Annotated in this window: 21 protein-coding genes; all 21 read right to left on the bottom strand. The window is 35.7% G+C overall.

The window, feature by feature from the left end:
- Positions 1 to 30: 30 nt before the first annotated feature.
- Positions 31 to 390, bottom strand: coding sequence for a cell division protein DivIC (gene divIC / locus EGX95_RS26640; RefSeq protein WP_001208736.1), 360 nt, complete (start codon positions 388 to 390; stop codon positions 31 to 33).
- A complete protein-coding gene (gene yabQ, locus EGX95_RS26635; protein WP_000059762.1) occupies positions 387 to 1,040 on the bottom strand; it encodes a spore cortex biosynthesis protein YabQ in 654 nt (217 codons plus the stop codon). The genes divIC and yabQ overlap by 4 nt, the downstream gene beginning before the upstream one ends.
- Complete coding sequence (gene yabP / locus EGX95_RS26630) at positions 1,037 to 1,345, bottom strand: sporulation protein YabP (protein ID WP_001059101.1); 309 nt, start codon at positions 1,343 to 1,345, stop codon at positions 1,037 to 1,039. Before yabP ends, yabQ begins: the two co-directional genes overlap by 4 nt.
- Before the next feature lie 58 nt (positions 1,346 to 1,403).
- The gene (locus EGX95_RS26625) at positions 1,404 to 1,679 is read right to left on the bottom strand and encodes an RNA-binding S4 domain-containing protein (RefSeq protein ID WP_001234876.1); all 276 of its coding nucleotides are present in this window, start codon (positions 1,677 to 1,679) and stop codon (positions 1,404 to 1,406) included.
- 14 nt (positions 1,680 to 1,693) lie between these two features.
- The gene (gene mazG, locus EGX95_RS26620) at positions 1,694 to 3,154 is read right to left on the bottom strand and encodes a bifunctional methyltransferase/pyrophosphohydrolase YabN (RefSeq protein WP_000014256.1); all 1,461 of its coding nucleotides are present in this window, start codon (positions 3,152 to 3,154) and stop codon (positions 1,694 to 1,696) included.
- A gap of 12 nt (positions 3,155 to 3,166) precedes the next feature.
- On the bottom strand, positions 3,167 to 4,768 hold the full coding sequence (locus EGX95_RS26615) for a putative polysaccharide biosynthesis protein (protein ID WP_046951957.1): 1,602 nt from the start codon (positions 4,766 to 4,768) through the stop codon (positions 3,167 to 3,169).
- Between the two features lie 231 nt (positions 4,769 to 4,999).
- On the bottom strand, positions 5,000 to 5,536 hold the full coding sequence (spoVT, locus tag EGX95_RS26610; RefSeq protein WP_000648302.1) for a stage V sporulation protein T: 537 nt from the start codon (positions 5,534 to 5,536) through the stop codon (positions 5,000 to 5,002).
- Between the two features lie 136 nt (positions 5,537 to 5,672).
- Entirely contained in the window at positions 5,673 to 9,203 is a 3,531-nt protein-coding gene (gene mfd, locus EGX95_RS26605; RefSeq protein ID WP_000579716.1) for a transcription-repair coupling factor, read from the bottom strand.
- Between the two features lie 106 nt (positions 9,204 to 9,309).
- Positions 9,310 to 9,534 carry an anti-sigma-F factor Fin gene (locus EGX95_RS26600; protein ID WP_000399440.1) on the bottom strand — a complete coding sequence of 75 codons (225 nt, stop codon included), beginning with the start codon at positions 9,532 to 9,534 and terminating at the stop codon, positions 9,310 to 9,312.
- Between the two features lie 70 nt (positions 9,535 to 9,604).
- Complete coding sequence (pth, locus tag EGX95_RS26595; RefSeq protein WP_001979768.1) at positions 9,605 to 10,165, bottom strand: aminoacyl-tRNA hydrolase; 561 nt, start codon at positions 10,163 to 10,165, stop codon at positions 9,605 to 9,607.
- 72 nt (positions 10,166 to 10,237) lie between these two features.
- Positions 10,238 to 11,191: a ribose-phosphate diphosphokinase gene (locus EGX95_RS26590; RefSeq protein WP_000107420.1), complete on the bottom strand. Its 954-nt coding sequence runs from the start codon at positions 11,189 to 11,191 to the stop codon at positions 10,238 to 10,240.
- Between the two features lie 18 nt (positions 11,192 to 11,209).
- Positions 11,210 to 12,589 (bottom strand): bifunctional UDP-N-acetylglucosamine diphosphorylase/glucosamine-1-phosphate N-acetyltransferase GlmU, encoded by a 1,380-nt coding sequence (glmU, locus tag EGX95_RS26585; RefSeq protein ID WP_000071036.1) that lies wholly within the window; start codon positions 12,587 to 12,589, stop codon positions 11,210 to 11,212.
- 322 nt (positions 12,590 to 12,911) lie between these two features.
- Positions 12,912 to 13,205 (bottom strand): septation regulator SpoVG, encoded by a 294-nt coding sequence (gene spoVG, locus EGX95_RS26580; RefSeq protein ID WP_000454041.1) that lies wholly within the window; start codon positions 13,203 to 13,205, stop codon positions 12,912 to 12,914.
- 152 nt (positions 13,206 to 13,357) lie between these two features.
- Positions 13,358 to 13,732: a RidA family protein gene (locus EGX95_RS26575; RefSeq protein WP_000869808.1), complete on the bottom strand. Its 375-nt coding sequence runs from the start codon at positions 13,730 to 13,732 to the stop codon at positions 13,358 to 13,360.
- Between the two features lie 122 nt (positions 13,733 to 13,854).
- Positions 13,855 to 14,703, bottom strand: coding sequence for a pur operon repressor (gene purR, locus EGX95_RS26570; protein ID WP_000702473.1), 849 nt, complete (start codon positions 14,701 to 14,703; stop codon positions 13,855 to 13,857).
- A gap of 54 nt (positions 14,704 to 14,757) precedes the next feature.
- Positions 14,758 to 15,627, bottom strand: a complete 870-nt coding sequence (gene ispE / locus EGX95_RS26565; protein WP_000772094.1) for a 4-(cytidine 5'-diphospho)-2-C-methyl-D-erythritol kinase — start codon at positions 15,625 to 15,627, stop codon at positions 14,758 to 14,760.
- A 196-nt stretch (positions 15,628 to 15,823) separates the two neighbouring features.
- Positions 15,824 to 16,003, bottom strand: a complete 180-nt coding sequence (gene sspF / locus EGX95_RS26560) for an acid-soluble spore protein SspF (protein WP_001985066.1) — start codon at positions 16,001 to 16,003, stop codon at positions 15,824 to 15,826.
- 91 nt (positions 16,004 to 16,094) lie between these two features.
- Complete coding sequence (veg, locus tag EGX95_RS26555; RefSeq protein ID WP_000044342.1) at positions 16,095 to 16,355, bottom strand: biofilm formation stimulator Veg; 261 nt, start codon at positions 16,353 to 16,355, stop codon at positions 16,095 to 16,097.
- Positions 16,356 to 16,593: 238 nt separating this feature from the next.
- The gene (yabG, locus tag EGX95_RS26550) at positions 16,594 to 17,457 is read right to left on the bottom strand and encodes a sporulation peptidase YabG (RefSeq protein ID WP_123805782.1); all 864 of its coding nucleotides are present in this window, start codon (positions 17,455 to 17,457) and stop codon (positions 16,594 to 16,596) included.
- Between the two features lie 110 nt (positions 17,458 to 17,567).
- Positions 17,568 to 18,446 carry a 16S rRNA (adenine(1518)-N(6)/adenine(1519)-N(6))-dimethyltransferase RsmA gene (gene rsmA / locus EGX95_RS26545; protein WP_000651552.1) on the bottom strand — a complete coding sequence of 293 codons (879 nt, stop codon included), beginning with the start codon at positions 18,444 to 18,446 and terminating at the stop codon, positions 17,568 to 17,570.
- Complete coding sequence (gene rnmV / locus EGX95_RS26540) at positions 18,443 to 19,000, bottom strand: ribonuclease M5 (protein WP_000692830.1); 558 nt, start codon at positions 18,998 to 19,000, stop codon at positions 18,443 to 18,445. Before rnmV ends, rsmA begins: the two co-directional genes overlap by 4 nt.
- Positions 19,001 to 19,204: the final 204 nt, after the last annotated feature.

The following is a 19,204-nucleotide window of genomic DNA, read 5'->3' as shown; positions in this document are numbered from 1 at the left end:
TCCTAAAATATAGTGTCAATAAGACATACTCTACTTAGAAACAGGAAAAATTATCTCCCCTTTTCCAGAGAAGAAATAATCCCTTCTAGCAATCTTTAATACGTACTCTTCATCATTTAACTTTTGAACTTCGTCTTTTAGACTCTTTTCTTTGTTCGTTAATGAATCCAGTTCTTTTTTCATGTCCTTAACTTTTGCTTCTTTTGCTTTAATGGAACTGTTTTGTTGATAAAACGTTACACTAATACTCGCAATAATTGTAAAAGCAAAGACAAGAAAAACCGCTAAACGGCGATAAAGTCGCTTCCTGTTCTCATCCGTTTGTATTATATGCTCTTTAACAGGATTTGGACTCTGTTTTTCGATTGTTCTTTGTCTCAGTTCCCTCATTTCCGAGGTCCCCCTAACTTCTTTTTTATACGCTCCCATAATTGGAAGATATGTCCCTTCAATTTTGCTATATATTGCAGGAACCCTACATGCTTCATTATAAAAAGTTTAACACGATTAGGGAGAAGTTTCCATATGAGCGAAGCAATAAATCGAACAGGCCAGAAAAAAACTTTCCATATGAAAAGTAATATCCAAATCACCATTTTCCATAACACATGTCCAATTGAAAGCAGTATACGAAATAAGAATAATATAAATGCAATAAATAGCTGCGCTATAATAATAACAGGTTTTATCATGAGTAGCTGTATAATTTGAACAAAAAAGTGTGTTGTTTGCACAAAAATATAGATGAGAAAATTTAACAGTCTCATGTATATTGCTTTCAACATGCTTTGATATGCCGCAAAACCACATAATAATGCTAAAAATACATATATACGTAGTTCAGCTTCATTTACAAGAAGCAATACGTAAAAAACGAATAATGCTTGGACAATCCAAAATAGTATATCATGTATAAATACAATCCAACGCTTACGTTCTTGACGTTTTAAAAATCGTTGGTATGTATCTAAAGACGCTCCAATCCAAGCACCCATTCCGATCATTGAGAGCATCGTATACAACTGAATTGTTAGACTCATTTAAACAACTTACTAAAGAAGCCTTTAGTTTTCTCCCCTTGATTCTCATCAATATACAGCATCTCATGAACTTTCCCTTTAATCGATACAACACCTTTTTCTACATCTAAATTTTTCATTTGCAAATTTTGACCACGAATTGTTAAAAAGCCCATTACAGTCTCAAGTAAAAACTCTTCGCTATCAAAACTCTCTACCTGCTTTACACCGGTAATATCAATTACACGTCTGCCACGCATAATAATATCATGCTCTACAGAAACATTTTGTTGATTAGAAGACATAGGTGAGTAACCATTATTCACGTAAATCCCCCCATACATTTATACTAGCTAATAGTAATGTATGAAGGGATAATCGGTTTTAGAACAAGCCTTCTTCGGCCTTTACTTTTTCTTCACGAACTAAGCTATACATATTTGCTGCATCTTCTTTTTTAGTCGTTTCTTTCAATTCATTTATTTTTACAGTTACTATTTTTTGACCAAAACGAATTGTTAATTCATCAGCTACTTTCACATCCGAACTCGCTTTTGCCACTTGACCGTTAATGGATATTCTTCCTTGATCAGCTACTTCTTTCGCCAATGTTCTTCTTTTAATTAAACGTGATACTTTTAAAAACTTATCTAGACGCATATTAAATCCCCCTATTAACGCTCTGTTTGTTTTGCCTCTTCCCAGAAAACATCTAACTGCTCTAATGATAAATCTTGCATCTCTTTATTCATTTCAGCTACCTTTGCTTCCATGTATAAAAAACGACTGACGAATTTCTCATTTGTTGAACGTAACGCTTCTTCTGGATCTATTTTATAATGACGAGCTATATTAACAAACGCAAATAGTAAATCGCCAAATTCACTTAACATCTTCGCCTCATCCATGTTTGCGACTTCTTGTTGGAACTCTTGCCATTCTTCTAAGGCTTTCTCTATCATCGGCTGTACATCCACCCAATCGAAACCAACCTTACCAGCTTTTTTCTGGATTTCATAAGCGCGTAGTAACTGCGGCAAACTTTTTGGAACTCCATTTAAAACAGATTCTTTTACAAACCCTTTTTCTTGTTTTTTAATTTCTTCCCAATTGGCAATTACTTCATCGGCATTATTTACATCCGTATTCCCAAATACATGCGGATGACGACGAACCATTTTCTCAGATAAAGTTCGAATAATATCATCTATAGAGAACCAACCTTCGTCCTCTCCGATTTGGGCATGAAGCATAACTTGTAATAATACATCACCCAGTTCTTCTACTAAGTGATCATCATCCTCTTCATCAATTGCTTCTAACACTTCATACGCTTCCTCAATTAAATACTTCTTTAAAGATTGATGTGTTTGCTTTTTATCCCACGGACAACCATTTGGACCACGAAGGTCTGCAATAATTTCTCGAAGTACATCAAACTGTTGATATAAGGACGCACGTTCCTGAACTGGTGGTACATATACACTCGTTAAGTTATTCAACTCCGTTTCATGATCTAACATGTACAACGGCACCTTTTTCACTTGCTCAAATGAAGTCCCCGCAGCTGTTACGATATACACTTCATAATCATCTGGCAGCATCTCCATTAATGTTAATTTCACATCTGATGCAACGAATGCGTCATATACTTGGCAAAAGATTAAGTGTTGACGTAATTCTAATTGTCCTCTTTCAAATGATGTGGCGTCAATTAATTGGAACCCTTCAATCGGATCAATCTTAAGACTTGCAAACATAGGATCAAGGAAACTTTGCCCACCTTCAATTCGCACTTCAACATTCGCTACTTCACTTTTTTCCAATAGTAGCTGAACCGTTCTTTCCGCTACAAGCGGATGCCCTGGAACAGCATAGATGATTTCTGTATCTTCAGCTTGTTCTAACAATGTATTCGCAATTGTTTCATATACAATTTCAAATGTATCATGTGCTTCATATACATTGTCAAAGGCAGTATATTGTATACCTTCTTTCTCCAACTCTTCTATAACGGGATGTTCCTTCGTTCTAACAAACATGTGATCTGCTTCTTTTATTTTTCGATATACACCCATCGTTAACTGATCTAATTCACCAGCACCTAATCCTAAAATAGTAATGATTCCACTCACAACCTGCCACCTCTATCCACTCTTCTTCAATGAACCTTCTTTTTTCTCTTTTTTCATAACGGTTCCTATTTCCGCTTTTGTAAATACACGTAATTTTAAAATGAAAAACATATATGCCAATCCGCCGATGGCTACACCTAACAACGCCTCAAGTGTTGCAACACCTCTATGACTTGTATCCATCACTAATCCAGACATTTGCAATACACGCATAAACATTATTAGTACAAATCCCATACCGATACCACTAATAACTACACCTAACATATTCCGTTTGTCGATAAGCGATTCGGATACAGCTCGCATAAGTAATACACTATTTAGTACAGAAATTACAATTAACGCAACTAGCGTCGCAATTGCAGCTCCCTTCACACTAAAATATGGCATTAATATATAATTTAAAGCTAACTTTAAACAACCGCCAAATATAACGAATATTGCTGGTTTTAATGTTTGTCCTAACCCTTGCAAAATAGAAGCAGTTGTAATCGACAATGAACTAAATAGAATAGATAAAGATAAAATAGATAAAACATCTGACCCATCACTATTTTCAAACAACATAATATTCGTAGGTTGGATAATACAAGTTAATCCAATGGCTGCTGCAAACCCGATAACAAATGTTATTTTCATCGCTAACCTTACCTTTTCTCGAATAAAGGTAAGATCTCCTCTTTCCTTCGCTGCTGTAATAATTGGAATAAGCGACAACGAGAAGGAAGTTGTCACGACAGTACCTAATTGCATAAGCGGGATACTTCTGTCATAAACACCTTTTAACACCTTTGCACTTTCAGCTGGCTCTCCCGCTCCAATAAGTAGAGAATAGAAAGAAATAGAATCAGCCATTTGTATAAAAATAAGCACTAAGTTACTAACACAAATCGCTAACCCCTGCCAAAACAGGATTTTTATAATCTTCTTTTTCCCTTTAATCCTCTTTACACTTTTGAAGAATATAGAACGAAAGTCATGACGCATATAAAGTATAAGTACGATAATCCCAATCAATCCACCTGCGATTGAACCGAGCATAGCACCTGCACCAACTGTATATAAATCAAATTCGTGAGCAATTAGGAATAGAGATAAAAATACAATAATAGAAACACGAATCGTTTGTTCTATCACTTGCGAAACAGCTGTTGGCATCATATTATTGAATCCCTGGAAATATCCTCTTGCTACAGATAAAAACGGCATCAATATGAATGAAAAGGAAATAACGCGTAATAGCTTATCTAAGTGTATATCGCCCATAGCTATCGCAATTGCTTCGGCACCAAAGAACAATGTAAAAAATCCTATGAAACCAATCCCTAATAAAAACCAAAAAGATACACAAATAATTTCCTCTGCTTCTTGTTTTTTCCCTCGCTCTAATCGTTCCGCAACCACTTTTGAAATTATAATAGGGAACCCATAAGTAGCTAAAATTAAACAAAATCCATAAAACGGATAAATTTGTTGGTAAATATAAAAACCAACGTCACCCGCTATATTTTGATATGGAATACGGTAAAAGGCGCTTAATACCTTTGTAACAAAACTTGCGATTGTTAATATAATAGCCCCACGCCAAAAGGCTTGATACTTCTTCGATTCCATGCAAGAAAACTCCTTTTTCTATTCTCACCCCTCGTATTATATCATAAAGAAAAGGACAAGCTTCCTTACCTACACAAGTAAGAATACGTTCGTGCAACGTTAGAAATATTCAATGAAAAAAGGTAGCAAAGCGCTACCTTCATTCAATATACATATATCTCCAAATAATTGATTTCTCAAGAAGAAATATCATAATTAGGAAAGATTGCTACTTCTAAAAATTATACACCTTTACTGTTCCATTTGTTTCGCTAAGAAACTGGCAGCAGTATTGACCGCTTTGTGCTCTATTTCGCTTATAATCGCTTCTTTTGAAAAAATAATGACAGCTCCAATTGGGTCTCCATTTGCAACAATCGGCCCAACTGTATAAGAATGAACCTTTTCTGTTACACCATCAATAATGGAAATATCACTTTCGTCCGTCATAATAACAGACTTTCTTTCTTCCATCGTTTTTTCAATTAGATCGCCTACGCTTTTATTTAAGTATTCTTTTTTTGATACACCTGATACTGCGATAATAGAATCTCGATCACATACAAGCACATTATGTCCTAAGCTATCATATAAAGCATCTGCATATTCTTTTGCAAAATCACCTAGCTCGCTAATTGGAGAATATTTCTTTAAAATTACTTCTCCATCGCGATCTACAAATATTTCTAGTGGGTCCCCTTCTCGAATACGTAAAGTTCTACGAATTTCCTTCGGGATTACTACCCTACCTAAATCATCAATTCGACGTACGATTCCAGTTGCTTTCATTCTAATGCTGCCTCACTTTCTACTGATGATCAAAGTGGTGAATTTACCTGTTCATGTAAAAATCACCAACTGTTAGACATAGTATTTTACACATTAGTTCTTCTATGCACGTCGAATTGCATTTTTTTATCTAATATTAGGCATTTATGACTTCTTTTTTTACATCTGGCAAGCCTTTTAATAAATTTTCAGCAATTGTTAACCACTTCGATGTCTCTAAGCCATTTGTTTTCATGACGATTTTCAATTGTGATCCTTCCATTCCTAGACCGATCATTCGTCCAAAACTATTTCCAAGCATGAATAATTTTCCGCCATCAATGTTTTGACTCGCTTGTTCTGAGAACAGAATTGTTACTTCAAATTTATTTTGCTTAATTAATTCAATTTGTTCTTTCATTGCTAATACTTTAATATTTGCGATTTGCAATAAGTAACCAACTTCTTGCGGGTAATCACCAAATCTATCTATCATCTCTTCCTGCAACTCTTCAATATCCTCAATTGCAGAAACACCTCTAAACTGTTTATACATCATAATTTTTTGTTTACTATCAGAAATATAAGCATCCGGTAAATATGCATCTACTTCTAAATCAATTTCAACATTAACTGTATTTTCAACTCCATCTGTTCCTCTACGCTGTTCAATTGCATCTTTTAACATTTGAGAATATAAATCAAATCCGACAGAATCAATAAATCCATGTTGTTCGGCTCCTAACAAGTTACCAGCACCACGAATTGATAAATCTCGCATCGCAATTTTGAAACCAGATCCAAGCTCTGTGAACTCCTTAATGGCTTGCAGGCGCTTCTCCGCAACTTCCGATAACACTTTATCCCGTTTGTATGCAAAGTAAGCATATGCAACACGATTAGAACGTCCAACACGCCCACGAAGCTGATACAACTGCGATAATCCCATACGATCTGCATCAAATACAATTAATGTATTTACATTTGGAATATCTACACCCGTCTCAATAATCGTTGTACTTACAAGAACATCATGCTGTCCTTCTAAAAACGATAGCATAACAGACTCTAATTCACTCTCGTTCATTTTCCCATGTGCATAAGTTACACGCGCATCTGGAACTAACATCGAAATTTCATCTGCTTTTCGTTCGATATCCTCTACACGATTATATAGGAAGTAAACTTGACCACCTCTTGCAAGCTCCCGTTCTATCGCTTCTCGCATTAATGCTGGATTATACTCTACTACATATGTTTGAACCGGGAAACGATTTTCCGGCGGCGTCTCAATAACAGATAAATCACGCACACCAAGCATAGACATATGGAGCGTACGCGGAATCGGAGTTGCCGTTAATGTTAATACGTCAACATTTGCTTTTAATTGTTTAATTTTTTCTTTATGCGTTACACCAAATCTTTGTTCTTCATCAATAATAAGAAGACCTAAATCTTTATAAGTAACATCTTTAGATAAAATACGGTGCGTTCCGATTACAATATCTACTGTGCCATCTTTTAAACCTTTAATTGTTTCATTTTGCTGCTTTCTCGTACGGAATCTACTTAATAATCCTATATTGATTGGATAATCTTGAAAACGCTCTCGAATTGTTTCATAGTGTTGTTGTGCAAGGATCGTTGTCGGCACTAAAATTGCAACTTGTTTTTCATCCATAATTGCTTTAAACGCCGCACGAATAGCTACTTCCGTCTTTCCATATCCTACATCACCACAAAGAAGCCTATCCATCGGACGTCCACGTTCCATATCCTTTTTAATCTCTTCAATAGAACGTAATTGATCCTCTGTCTCTTGATACGGGAAAGAGGACTCGAATTCTTGTTGTTCTGCCGTATCCGGTGTATATGCATAACCCTTTGAAGCTTCGCGCTCAGCATATAGTTTAATTAGGTCATCCGCAATGTCTTGTACAGATTTTTCAACTTTCGTTTTGACCTTCTTCCAATCATTCCCGCCCAATTTATAAACTTTCGGATCCTTACCCTCAGATCCTACATATTTTTGCACTTGGTCAATTTGTTCAATTGGAACGTATAACTTATCATTACCTTGATATTTAATATTCAAATAATCTTTATGAACACCGTTAATCTCTAATGTTTCAATACCTAAGAATTTACCTATACCATGATTTACATGAACTACATAATCCCCAACTTTTAATTCCGAATAACTTTTAATACGTTCAGCATTCGATAACTTTTGCTTACGTTGTGATTTTTTAACTTTCTTATGAAAAAGCTCTTTTTCAGTAATGACAACAAGCTTTTGCATCGGCATTTCAAATCCTGCATGTAAATCACCTACAGCAATTTGTAACCTTCCAGGCAATAATATATCTGTGCCTTCTACAATATCTGCCTCAATATCATAATCACTTAAAATATGTTGTAGTTTTTTCACACGTTCATCATCTGTACCTAACACAACAGTCGTAAAATGCCCTTCGTTCCATCTATCAATTTCAGTTTTCAACAACTGCATCTGCCCATGGAAATCTTGCATTGTTTTACATGTCACATTCACAATGTTTTGCGGATGTGTATGTGCTATATGACGTAAGAATAACGTTAAATATACAAAACTTCTTTTTTTATGATGAAGAAATTCTTCAAACGAATGAGAGAAGGATAAATCTTGAATGATTGTTCCCTCACCGAGAAGGGATATATACCATTCCGCCTCTTCCGTTTCAAGATGTGATGCTGTTTCTTGAATACGTGAAATCTCATCTAGAATCACAACACCATCTTCTGGTAAATAATCTATCAGACTAGCAGGTTCGTTATAGAAAATAGATAAATATTTAAACATCTGTTCTATACTTTGCCCGTTTTTTAACATCTCAATTTCATGACTTACCGTCTCAAGCACTGTAGTCTTCAACTTATCATCAGAAAGTTTTTGCATCGTCTTAGTCAGACCTTCTTCAAGATGCTTAATTCCTGATTTCAATTCTTCCTGCGAAAATAAAAACTCTGTTGCTGGACCAAATCTAACACTTTCTTTTTTATCTTGAGAGCGCTGTTCATCCACATCAAATAATCGAATAGAATCGACTTCTGTATCGAAAAATTCAATACGAAATGGTAACTCTTCAGTTAGTGGATATATATCTAATATTCCCCCACGCAAACTAAATTCTCCAGGAGCTTCTACCATAGACTTACGCTCATAGCCAATATGATGTAAAGTATGCAAAAATGTATCTAAATCAATCTCTTGCCCTAGACTGATTTCGATTTGCCTTTGCTTCCACAACTCTTTCATTGGTAAAAATCTGCGTAGTCCTGCAACTGGTGCTACAATAATCCCATGCTCTCCTGCAGCTAAGCGATTTAACACTTCAATACGTTGCGCCTTCAATTCTGGGCTTGCAACACCAAGTTCTGATGCTATCAATTCATTTACTGGATATAGCCATACATCTTTTTCACCAAGTAACGCCACTAAATCTTCATGTACTTTTTGTGCTTGATATAAATTATGCGTCACAATAAGTTGTGATTTTTTTGTTTTTTTATATAAGGCCGCCATTAATAACGAACGAGAAGAGGTTGCCATACCTGATACAAGTTGCTCTTTTAAACCATCTTCTAATCCATTAATGACCGATTGGATCTCTTCATTTTTATAAAATTGCTCTAATAAACCTATCATTTTCAAAACCCCTCTCAACATAAAAGAGCAAGCCACTATATTTTATGCAAATATTTCGGAAAAAGAAAACAGAAAAATGCTTTGGACATGCCAAAGCGACAACATTTTATTGTAGAAATTTTTCATATTCATAATACTCAGGATAAGATGCGAGCGTTTCTTGACACAATTCACAAATCGTTTTTATATATATATTTCCATTCTCATGAAAATGAATCATTTCTACTACTTCTTGCTCTGTTAGTTGAAATAAAACGTCGCTATATACTTTTTCTGCGGTAACGGAGCCTACATTACTCCCGCAATGTCTGCAATAATAATACCCTTCCATACTAGCCTCCTAAAAATCCAATTACTGCTAGTATGGGTAAAAATAAAATAAAATATTCCCAATCGTACTCTTAACTATTGAAAGTATTCATAATTTGAAGAAAAGGTTTATTTAACCATTCTTCACATGCATCTGCTGCTTTTTCAATAGAATGATTTACATCAGGAATCTCTTCTGATGTAAAACGTCCTAATACGTAATCTACTACCTTCATTCCATTTTTTGGACGATCGATTCCCATGCGGATACGTTGAAACTCTTGTGTTCCTAAATGTGAAATTGTTGATTTCACACCATTATGTCCACCCGCACTGCCTTTCATACGAAGGCGTAATTTACCTACAGGGATGTCTAAATCATCGTACAGAACAACGAAGTCCTCTACATCAATTTTATAGTAATCCATTAACGGACGAATACTTTCTCCAGATAAATTCATATATGTAAGTGGCTTTAATAAGATTACTTTTTCTCCATTAACAAATCCTGCACCAAATACTCCTTTAAACTTTTGTTCGTTCAAAGAAATATTCCAACGCTTTGCAAGTTCATCAATCGCCATAAATCCAATATTATGCCTTGTTAATTCATATTCTCTACCTGGGTTCCCAAGTCCTACTATCAATTTCATTCTTGTACCACTACTTTCTTTTTTCGATACGAAAAGACGTAACCAATCTTGGTTACGTCTCATTCTATCCAATTAATTGAATAATACACTTACAGATTCTTCTTCGTATACACGAATGATTGCTTCTCCGATTAGTGGAGCAACTGAAAGTTCATGTACTTTGTCGATTTTCTTCTCTTCTGGTAATACGATAGAGTTCGTTACAACTAACTCTTTAATATTTGAGTTTTGGATACGCTCAATTGCTGGACCAGATAATACTGGGTGTGTACAGCAAGCATATACTTCAGAAGCACCGTTCTCAACAAGAGCGTTTGCTGCTAATGTAATTGTACCAGCTGTATCAATGATGTCATCAATTAAAATTGCTGTTTTACCTTCAATATTACCGATAATGTTCATTACCTCAGATACATTCGGACGAGGACGACGCTTATCAATAATAGCGATTGGTGCTTTTAGGCGATCTGCCATTTTTCTAGCACGAGTTACTCCACCGTGGTCAGGTGACACGATTACGATATCTTTAAGACCTTTTGTTTCAAAGTAATCTGAAAGAATCGGTACACCCATTAGGTGGTCGATTGGGATATCAAAGAACCCTTGAATTTGTGGAGCATGTAAATCTAGAGTGATTACACGAGTTGCACCTGCTGTTTCAAGCAAGTTTGCTACAAGTTTCGATGTAATTGGTTCACGAGAACGCGCTTTACGGTCTTGACGCGCATAACCATAGTAAGGAATAACAATATTAATTGTTTTTGCAGATGCACGCTTTAATGCATCGATCATAATAAGTAATTCCATGATATGTTCGTTTACTGGGAAGCTTGTAGATTGAATAATGAATACATCGCAACCACGGATACTTTCTTCAATGTTAATTTGAACTTCTCCATCACTAAAACGATCAACAGAACATTTTCCTAGTCCTACTCCAATATGCTTTGCAATTTGCTCAGCAAGTTCCTTATTAGAGTTTAAAGAGAATACTTTCAAATTAGAATTTAGATATTGAGTCGACATCTAGATTAACCCTCCACATTATGATTTTTTCTTATTCAGCAATTGATCAACATAGTCTTCTTTGTTAACTTGACGTGCACGTGCTACAGACAATGCTTTTGATGGAACATTCTCTGTAATTGTAGAGCCTGCTGCCACATAAGCACCGTCTTCAACTGTTACAGGAGCAACAAGGTTTGAATTACATCCAATAAATACCCCGTTACCAATCACAGTTTTGAATTTATTCTTACCGTCATAGTTCACCGTAATTGAACCACAACCAAGATTCACGTCTTCTCCAACTTGTGCATCCCCGATATAACTTAAGTGTGAAGCTTTACTTCTATTACCAAAAACAGTTTTTTTGATTTCCACGAAGTTTCCAACGCGTACTTCATCTCCAATAACTGAATCTGGGCGAATATGTGCAAATGGGCCAACCGATACTTCTGTACCAAGCTTACTATCATGTACAGTAGATTGACGAATTGTCGTACGATCTCCAATTTCACTATCGCGAATTACTGTATGCGGTCCAATCTCACAATCAGAACCAATTACAGTGTTCCCCTCAATAATTGTTCCTGGATGAAGAACTGTATCACTACCGATAATTGCATCAGCAGAAATATACGTGTTACTTGGATCAATAATAGTAACACCATTTACCATGTTCTTTCGGTTGATACGGTTTTTCATAATAATTTCCGCTTGCGATAGAGCGACTCTGTCGTTAACACCTAACGTTTCATCGAAGTGCTCTGTTTGATAAGCTGATACAATATGACCTTCATTTTTTAAAATTTCAATAACATCTGGCAGGTAATATTCACCTTGTACGTTATCATTTGAAACTTTAGAAAGTGAAGCGAATAAAGCTTTATTATCAAAACAATACGTACCTGTATTGATTTCTTTAATAGCTAATTCTTTCTCATTTGCATCCTTATGCTCAACAATCTTTTCAACATGACCATTCTCATTACGAACGATACGACCATATCCAGCAGGTTCTTCTATGTAAGCTGTTAATACCGTTGCCATTGCCCCTGCTTCTTTATGTTGCTGAAGTAATGCTTCCATCGTTTCAGCAGTTATTAGCGGTGTATCACCACAAATAACTAAAGTTGTTCCTTCTTCGTTTGCAAGTACACTTGCAGCTTGATCTACAGCATGCGCTGTACCAAGTTGTTCTGCTTGTAATGCAAACTCACTTACGTTTCCTAGCTGTTCTTGTACCATTTCAGCACCATGTCCTACGACTGTTACAAGTTTCTGCAATCCTAATTGAGATACTTGATCGACAACATGTTGTACCATAGGTTTTCCACATACAGGATGAAGCACCTTGTATAGCTTAGACTTCATACGTGTGCCTTTACCTGCCGCTAGAATCACTGCAAATCTGTTTGACATATAGACCCTCCATCGCAACCTATTTATCCATTAACGATATTATCCTAAATCATCATATATTTCAAGAAACACATTTTAACTATTAAATTTTACCATAATTCTTATAAGATGTTTTACTCTTTAGTATCTTTTTTAAGAAATAAGCTATACTATTTAAAATGATTTTGAAAAAATTAGAAGTTCCCCTCTTTATTTTATTTAATTCGGAATTTTCTAAACTAGATATATGTATAAACACAAAAAAACAAACCCCTGTAAATGCTTACAGGAGTTTGTTGCAAAATTATAGGGCTTCCTTTAAAAAGCCCTTTTCATTCGAATTTTACGAAGCGCCCGCTTCTTCAAACTCAACCTCTTCTAACTCGCCTAAACGATGATACTCTGTTAAAACCGCATCTTGAATTTTAGAGCGTGTACCAGAATTAATTGGATGTGCAATGTCACGGAATTCTCCATCTGGAGTACGTTTACTTGGCATTGCTACAAATAATCCATTATTACCATCAATTACACGAATATCATGAACAACAAATTCATGGTCTAGAGTAATAGAGGCAATTGCTCTCATGCGGCCTTCTGTGTTTACGCGGCGTAATCTTACGTCAGTCACTTCCATCTTGTGTTCACCACCCTTTTCTAAATAAGCGATATATTTGTATAAATTCCACAAAATTTCTATTTTCCCTTTAATTTTTTAAAAATTTTTAAGATAAAAATTTTTAGTGTAATTGAATATAGAGATTAGTGGAGGTTATCGCTTACAAAGAATTACTTAACTAGGGCAATTACTTCAATTTCAACTGAAACATCTTTCGGTAATTTTGCTACTTGTACGCAAGAACGAGCTGGCTTATGAGCAGAGAAATAAGATCCATATACTTCATTAACAGCATTAAAATCATCCATGTCTTTTAAGAATACTGTTGTTTTTACTACCGTATCAAATGAAGCACCTGCTTCTTCTAATACTGCTTGTAAATTTTGAAATACTTGCTCTGTTTGTACTGTTACGTCTCCTGCTACAAGCTCTCCACTTGCAGTCAACGGAATTTGTCCTGAACTGTAAAACATATTATTTACAATAATCCCTTGTGAATATGGTCCAATCGCTTGTGGTGCATTGTTTGTTTGAACAACTTTCATACTTTTCACCCTTTTATTATTTATTTTTACTCTTTAAAAATAGTGCACGAAAAGCAGTTTGTCCATCTATTTTATAACTTATAAATAGAATAAAAAAAGATAAAGCTATTTGCTTTACCTTTTTACTCAGCCTCTACAAGCCCTTCATCAAATGGTGCCAGTGAATAATTTCCCTTTTCCACTTGAATCGCTTTTTCTTTCACATCAACTTCCGATAGACGAATTAATGATACAAAATTATTAATTAGTCTTTCTTCAATATCCGTAGACTCTACTAATACACCAATACCAACAACATTAGCTTTAAACTCTTCTAACATACTCATCATACCTTGAATGGTTCCGCCAGCTTTCATGAAGTCATCAATAATTAAAACATTGGATCCTTCTGGAAGGCTACGCTTCGCTAACGTCATTGTTTGAATTCGCTTAGAAGAACCTGATACATAGTTAATACTAACAGTGGGGCCTTCTGTTACCTTATTATCTTTTCTTGCAATCACTACCGGTACATCTAAGTAGTTCGCCACTGCATATGCAAGTGGAATCCCCTTCGTTGCCACCGTCATAACTGCATCAATTGGTTGCCTAGCAAAAACAGAAGCAAACAAACGACCTGCGCCATTAATATGACGAGGATTACTTAAAAGATCTGTCATATATAAGTAACCACCAGGCAAAATACGATCTGGATTTTCAAATAAGCTACACAGCTCACCAATAATTAGATCTGCCTCTTCTTCACTTATATATGGTATATATTTCACTCCTCCTGCTGCTCCTGGTATCGTTTGCAATGTGCCGACCCCTTGTTGTTCAAACGTTTGCTTAATAATAACTAAATCTTCACTAATAGAAGACTTAGCTGATTGATACCTTTCAGCAAAAAAAGTGAGAGAAACTAGCTGACGAGGGTTTTGTAACAAGTAATAAGTCATATCGACCAATCTTGTACTTCGTCTAATTTTCATACTCTCACCTCAAATCACGAATATTCTAAACAAATCATAACGTATTATACGTCTTTATTCAAGCGTTTCTCGCTCTCCTAATAAACGTACTGCGTATACTTGTTCACAAAATCCTTTTAATCCGTTATATATACGATGCATTCGCGAATCATGGTGCACCAGACCGAATACAGTTGGACCACTACCACTCATTAATACGGCATCTGCTCCAAATCGCTTCATCTGTGCCTTAATACGTGCAACTTCAGGATGCATCGCAAACGTTACATCTTCTAAAACGTTACCGACAGTATCACAAATCCCTTTGTAGTCTCCAGCATTTATAACATCCACCATTTTATCTACATTTGGATGTGTAACTCGATTTAACTTTAAATTTCCATACACATCAGCAGTAGATACACCAATATGGGGTTTTGCTAAAATAACCCAACAAGAAGGTGGAGTTTTTATGTGCTCAATCTGCTCCCCTCTTCCAGTGGCAATTGCTGTCCCACCATATACGCAAAACGATACGTCTGACCCAATTTCTGCGCCAAGCTCTGCTAACTGATCAATTGTAAGCCCTAAATTCCATAATTTATTAAGACCACGTAATGTCGCTGCTGCATCACTACTTCCACCCGCTAATCCAGCTGCTACTGGAATCGTTTTTTCAATAGTAATAGATACACCTTTTTTCACATTAAACTTCTCTTTTAATAATTTCGCTGCTTGATAAGCCAGATTTCTTTGGTCGTCTGGGACATACCGATTATGGGATAAAATTTCAATACGGTCTTCTGCTAATTCCATTAGTTCTAAACGATCCGCTAAATCAATTGTTGTCATAATCATTTTCACTTCATGATATCCGTCTTGTCTTTTTCCCAGTACATCTAACGACAGATTAATCTTTGCTGGTGCTTTCACTAGTAGCTTCAATCTATTCACCCACTCTATGTACTCAATCTTTTATCGTTTATTTTACCATAAATTTATAGTAAGACGATGACACTTCCCTAATTATAACGAAAAGCATTCAGAATGAAACTACTTATGTAAAATGATGGCACCTTTTATAGTACAAAAAGCCGAGGAATCACTCCTCGGCTACCGTAGCATAGAAAGTATCTTACAACTACTGGTTTTGTTTCATTAATTGCTGTTCTGCAATTTCTATAGCACGTTTCACCATGTTACCAGCATCTTTCGCACGAATTCCGCCCCATCCTTCTTTCTGAACAACATCATAAAAGCCTAGCTCTTTTGCAAGCTCTTCTTTAAATTGATTCGACATGACACCTCTTCGTCTACTCAATGCAGAGTCCCTCCTTATTTTGCTACGGTATCATTAGTATGCAAAATAATATAGCTTTTCATTTGTGGGAATATATGTAACGATACATGAATTATAAAATCACTTCATTATGAGATTCACCATAAAATGTTAACTCTACTGTCTCTGTTAAAACATCCGCATAACTATACGATACACGTTGTAACGCATCTTCTTGTTGATCCAGTTGTACAACAAAAACAGAACGGTACGTTTCTGCAAGTACACCCGATTGTTCTACAGTTTTTCTTCTCCCACTGTTCGCCTTTAACATCAGTCTCTGTCCAAGATGGTGATCTAATTCGTTTTTAATTTCATCTAAACGTTTTGACATATACTTCGTTACACCTCGCTGTAATTTAGATTGAACACTTAAAACACGATATATCTATCCCAATTATTAACCGCAACTCACAGACAATATCATTATAAAAGCATCATGCGTTCGAATAGATAGAAGAAATACTATATTGTAAAAGTATCATTATGTAGTCTGTGCGTTCTTGTCTCTTTTTATCCAAACTGATTTAAATCCTCTCCAAATAAAAAAGCAAGATACATATGTACCTTGCTTATTCTTCATAATGTTGAAAAGGTAATCCAGTTCGTAAAATCCCCCTCGTCTCAATCCCGCCAAGCCCCTTTTCACCAGTAATCGTATTACGTACAACATCCCATACATTAACCCTTTCCATAAATGACGTAAAACTAATTTTGCCAACCACATATACAGGATCTAGTGAGTGAATATTAATTCTAGATGGAGAACTAGCAAAATTAGCACCTGCTCGAATTAATGCTTCAAAGTGTGATTGACATGCCCCAGCAAAAATAACGAGTTGATCCAACGATGGATATTTTTTTCGCACTTCTCGAACAGCCTGTACAAAATGCCTTGAATGCCTATATGCTGCTAAATCTCCCTTTACGCCTTTTGATTTTGTATACGCATCGTGCCCTGTAATAACTAAAATGTCCGGACGAAAATGATCTATTAAATCTACTACCTTTTCATGCATCTCCGTTTCTTTACAATGAATACCTTGTACAGGAACACCAATTTTATTATATAAATCTAGGCACTTGCGTAAATATAACGGGTCTCCATCTATATGCAAGACACGCCCTGGCATTTGAAAATAATTCACTTCACTTGTATATCCACCAGTTGAAGTGTGTTCATGCCTTTGTTTCATTAATACGTAATCTTGTTGAAACAAACGATACGTCCGCTCCATTGTTTCTTTCTCACGCTTTGCTCTCTTTTTATGTTCTCGTTGATCTATACTAATTAAATCTTCAAGTGGCGCATCTGCCACTAATCTAATTTCCTCTCCAAACAATATAGCTATCTCACCTTTTATTTCTATAATACGAAAAAGGATATCCCTATTATGAGAATATCGTTCCACTAATTCTCCAACATGTAAAGCCATTCTCCTACCTCCAAACTCGTTAGGCCATCTTACCTGTTTTTAAAGTATGAATTTAGGAGGAGAAAGGTGACAAAAGGGACAGTTCAAATTGAACTGTCCCTTTTGTACCCTTATGATAACTTATGAAGAACTAATGCATTACTTAATGTCGCAAACTCTTCGATAGATAGCGTTTCGCCTCTTCGTTTTGGATCAATTCCTACTTCTGTTAAAATCCGATCCAACAGCTCTTTATCTTTCGGGAAACCATTTAAATTATTTGATAAATTATTCATTAAAGTTTTACGACGCTGTGCAAAACTTGCTCGTACTACTTCAAAGAAGAATGTCTCATCTGTTACCTCTACCACTGGTTTAGGACGCTTTAGGAGGCGAATAATTGCAGAATCAACATTCGGTTGTGGCACAAACACTGTACGCGGTACAGTCATAACTGTTTCTACCTCTGTATAATACTGAATAGCAATGGATAAAGAACCATACTCTTTCGTTCCAGGCTTAGCTGCTAAACGATCCCCAACTTCTTTTTGCATCATAACAACGAATCCACGAACCGGTAATTTCTCTTCCAGCAATTTAAATAAAATTGGCGTCGTAATATAGTATGGTAAGTTAGCTACTACCATTACATCTTGCCCTTCTTCAAATTGCTCACTAAACACCTCATGTACATCTGCCTTTAGTACATCTTTATTGATAACAGTAACGTTGCCATATGGAGCTAACGTCTCATCTAAAATCGGTAATAACCTTTGATCAATTTCAAAAGCCACTACTTTTTTAGCACGCTTCGCTAATTGTTCTGTTAATGCACCGATACCTGGTCCAATTTCAATTGCACCACTTTCTGAACCAATTTCAGCGTGATCAACGATACGATTTAATACATTCGTATCAATTAAAAAATTTTGTCCTAAACTTTTTTTGAATGAAAATCCATACTTTTCAACAATATCTTTCGTACGATTTGGCGTTGCGATATCCTTCATTTTCTTTCCTCCTGTATGACTTGCTTATAAGCTTCTGCAAATGATTCTTTTGAAACTTGAAACATTTGTAAACGTTTATGTAACTGTTTTGCGTTTGTATAACCAATCTTTAATAGCTTACCCATTCTTTCTCTGCGACTCTTTGCCATTTCTCCGCCCACTAAACCTGCATCGACTAAATCGCTCCAACTAATTTCACTTGTGTAAGCTTCCATTTCTTCATGTATATTCTCTAAAGCACGGCGAATTGATTCATTAGAAGCATGTTCAATTCCGACACCTTTTTTCCTCTTAGCAAGTGCTTCTTCCTTCGGTAAAAAAGCATGTTTACATCCAGGCACCTTATCAGAAATAATTTTTCGAATACGCTCTCCAGGATAATCCGGATCTGTGAAAATAATAACGCCTCGTTTTTGCAGCGCTAATTTTACTTGTTCAATAACATGATCACCGATTGCTGAACCGTTCGTTTCAATTGTATCCGCATCAACAGCACGCTTAATCGCAACTGTATCATCTTTACCTTCTACAACGATAATCTCTTTAATTTTCATGCTTGCCTCCACACTCGTTTCGTCTCTACTTAGTAAAACAAAAAAATGACGACTTTTCCATTATTATTTTCCCCATTGTTACATTTTAAAAAATAGAATGTCCAAAACTTTGTTCTCTCTCCTTATTGTAACACTTACTCATTCACCCTCGGTTTCTCTACCACTTCTACTATTACGTTTCTCAAAAAATAAAAAGAATGGGCT

This window comes from Bacillus sp. FDAARGOS_527, from assembly GCF_003812125.1.
GTDB lineage: Bacteria > Bacillota > Bacilli > Bacillales > Bacillaceae_G > Bacillus_A > Bacillus_A paranthracis.
Note: the sequence above shows the minus strand (reverse complement) of the source record. Positions and strands in the feature narration are given on the sequence as shown.

What these genes read in the sequence shown, in the direction of transcription:
- spoVT (WP_000648302.1), bottom strand. Translation starts at nt 5,536, where the DNA reads ATGAAAGCAACTGGAATCGTACGTCGAATTGATGATTTAGGTAGGGTA.
- pth (WP_001979768.1), bottom strand. Translation starts at nt 10,165, where the DNA reads ATGAAATTGATAGTAGGACTTGGGAACCCAGGTAGAGAATATGAATTA.
- EGX95_RS26575 (WP_000869808.1), bottom strand. Translation starts at nt 13,732, where the DNA reads ATGAAAGTTGTTCAAACAAACAATGCACCACAAGCGATTGGACCATAT.
- veg (WP_000044342.1), bottom strand. Translation starts at nt 16,355, where the DNA reads ATGTCAAAACGTTTAGATGAAATTAAAAACGAATTAGATCACCATCTT.
- mfd (WP_000579716.1), bottom strand. Translation starts at nt 9,203, where the DNA reads ATGATAGGTTTATTAGAGCAATTTTATAAAAATGAAGAGATCCAATCG.
- yabQ (WP_000059762.1), bottom strand. Translation starts at nt 1,040, where the DNA reads ATGAGTCTAACAATTCAGTTGTATACGATGCTCTCAATGATCGGAATG.
- EGX95_RS26625 (WP_001234876.1), bottom strand. Translation starts at nt 1,679, where the DNA reads ATGCGTCTAGATAAGTTTTTAAAAGTATCACGTTTAATTAAAAGAAGA.
- EGX95_RS26590 (WP_000107420.1), bottom strand. Translation starts at nt 11,191, where the DNA reads ATGTCGACTCAATATCTAAATTCTAATTTGAAAGTATTCTCTTTAAAC.
- divIC (WP_001208736.1), bottom strand. Translation starts at nt 390, where the DNA reads ATGAGGGAACTGAGACAAAGAACAATCGAAAAACAGAGTCCAAATCCT.
- rsmA (WP_000651552.1), bottom strand. Translation starts at nt 18,446, where the DNA reads ATGAAGGATATCGCAACGCCAAATCGTACGAAAGATATTGTTGAAAAG.
- yabG (WP_123805782.1), bottom strand. Translation starts at nt 17,457, where the DNA reads ATGGCTTTACATGTTGGAGAATTAGTGGAACGATATTCTCATAATAGG.
- rnmV (WP_000692830.1), bottom strand. Translation starts at nt 19,000, where the DNA reads ATGAAAATTAAAGAGATTATCGTTGTAGAAGGTAAAGATGATACAGTT.
- glmU (WP_000071036.1), bottom strand. Translation starts at nt 12,589, where the DNA reads ATGTCAAACAGATTTGCAGTGATTCTAGCGGCAGGTAAAGGCACACGT.
- EGX95_RS26600 (WP_000399440.1), bottom strand. Translation starts at nt 9,534, where the DNA reads ATGGAAGGGTATTATTATTGCAGACATTGCGGGAGTAATGTAGGCTCC.
- purR (WP_000702473.1), bottom strand. Translation starts at nt 14,703, where the DNA reads ATGAAAATTAGACGAAGTACAAGATTGGTCGATATGACTTATTACTTG.
- spoVG (WP_000454041.1), bottom strand. Translation starts at nt 13,205, where the DNA reads ATGGAAGTGACTGACGTAAGATTACGCCGCGTAAACACAGAAGGCCGC.
- EGX95_RS26615 (WP_046951957.1), bottom strand. Translation starts at nt 4,768, where the DNA reads ATGGAATCGAAGAAGTATCAAGCCTTTTGGCGTGGGGCTATTATATTA.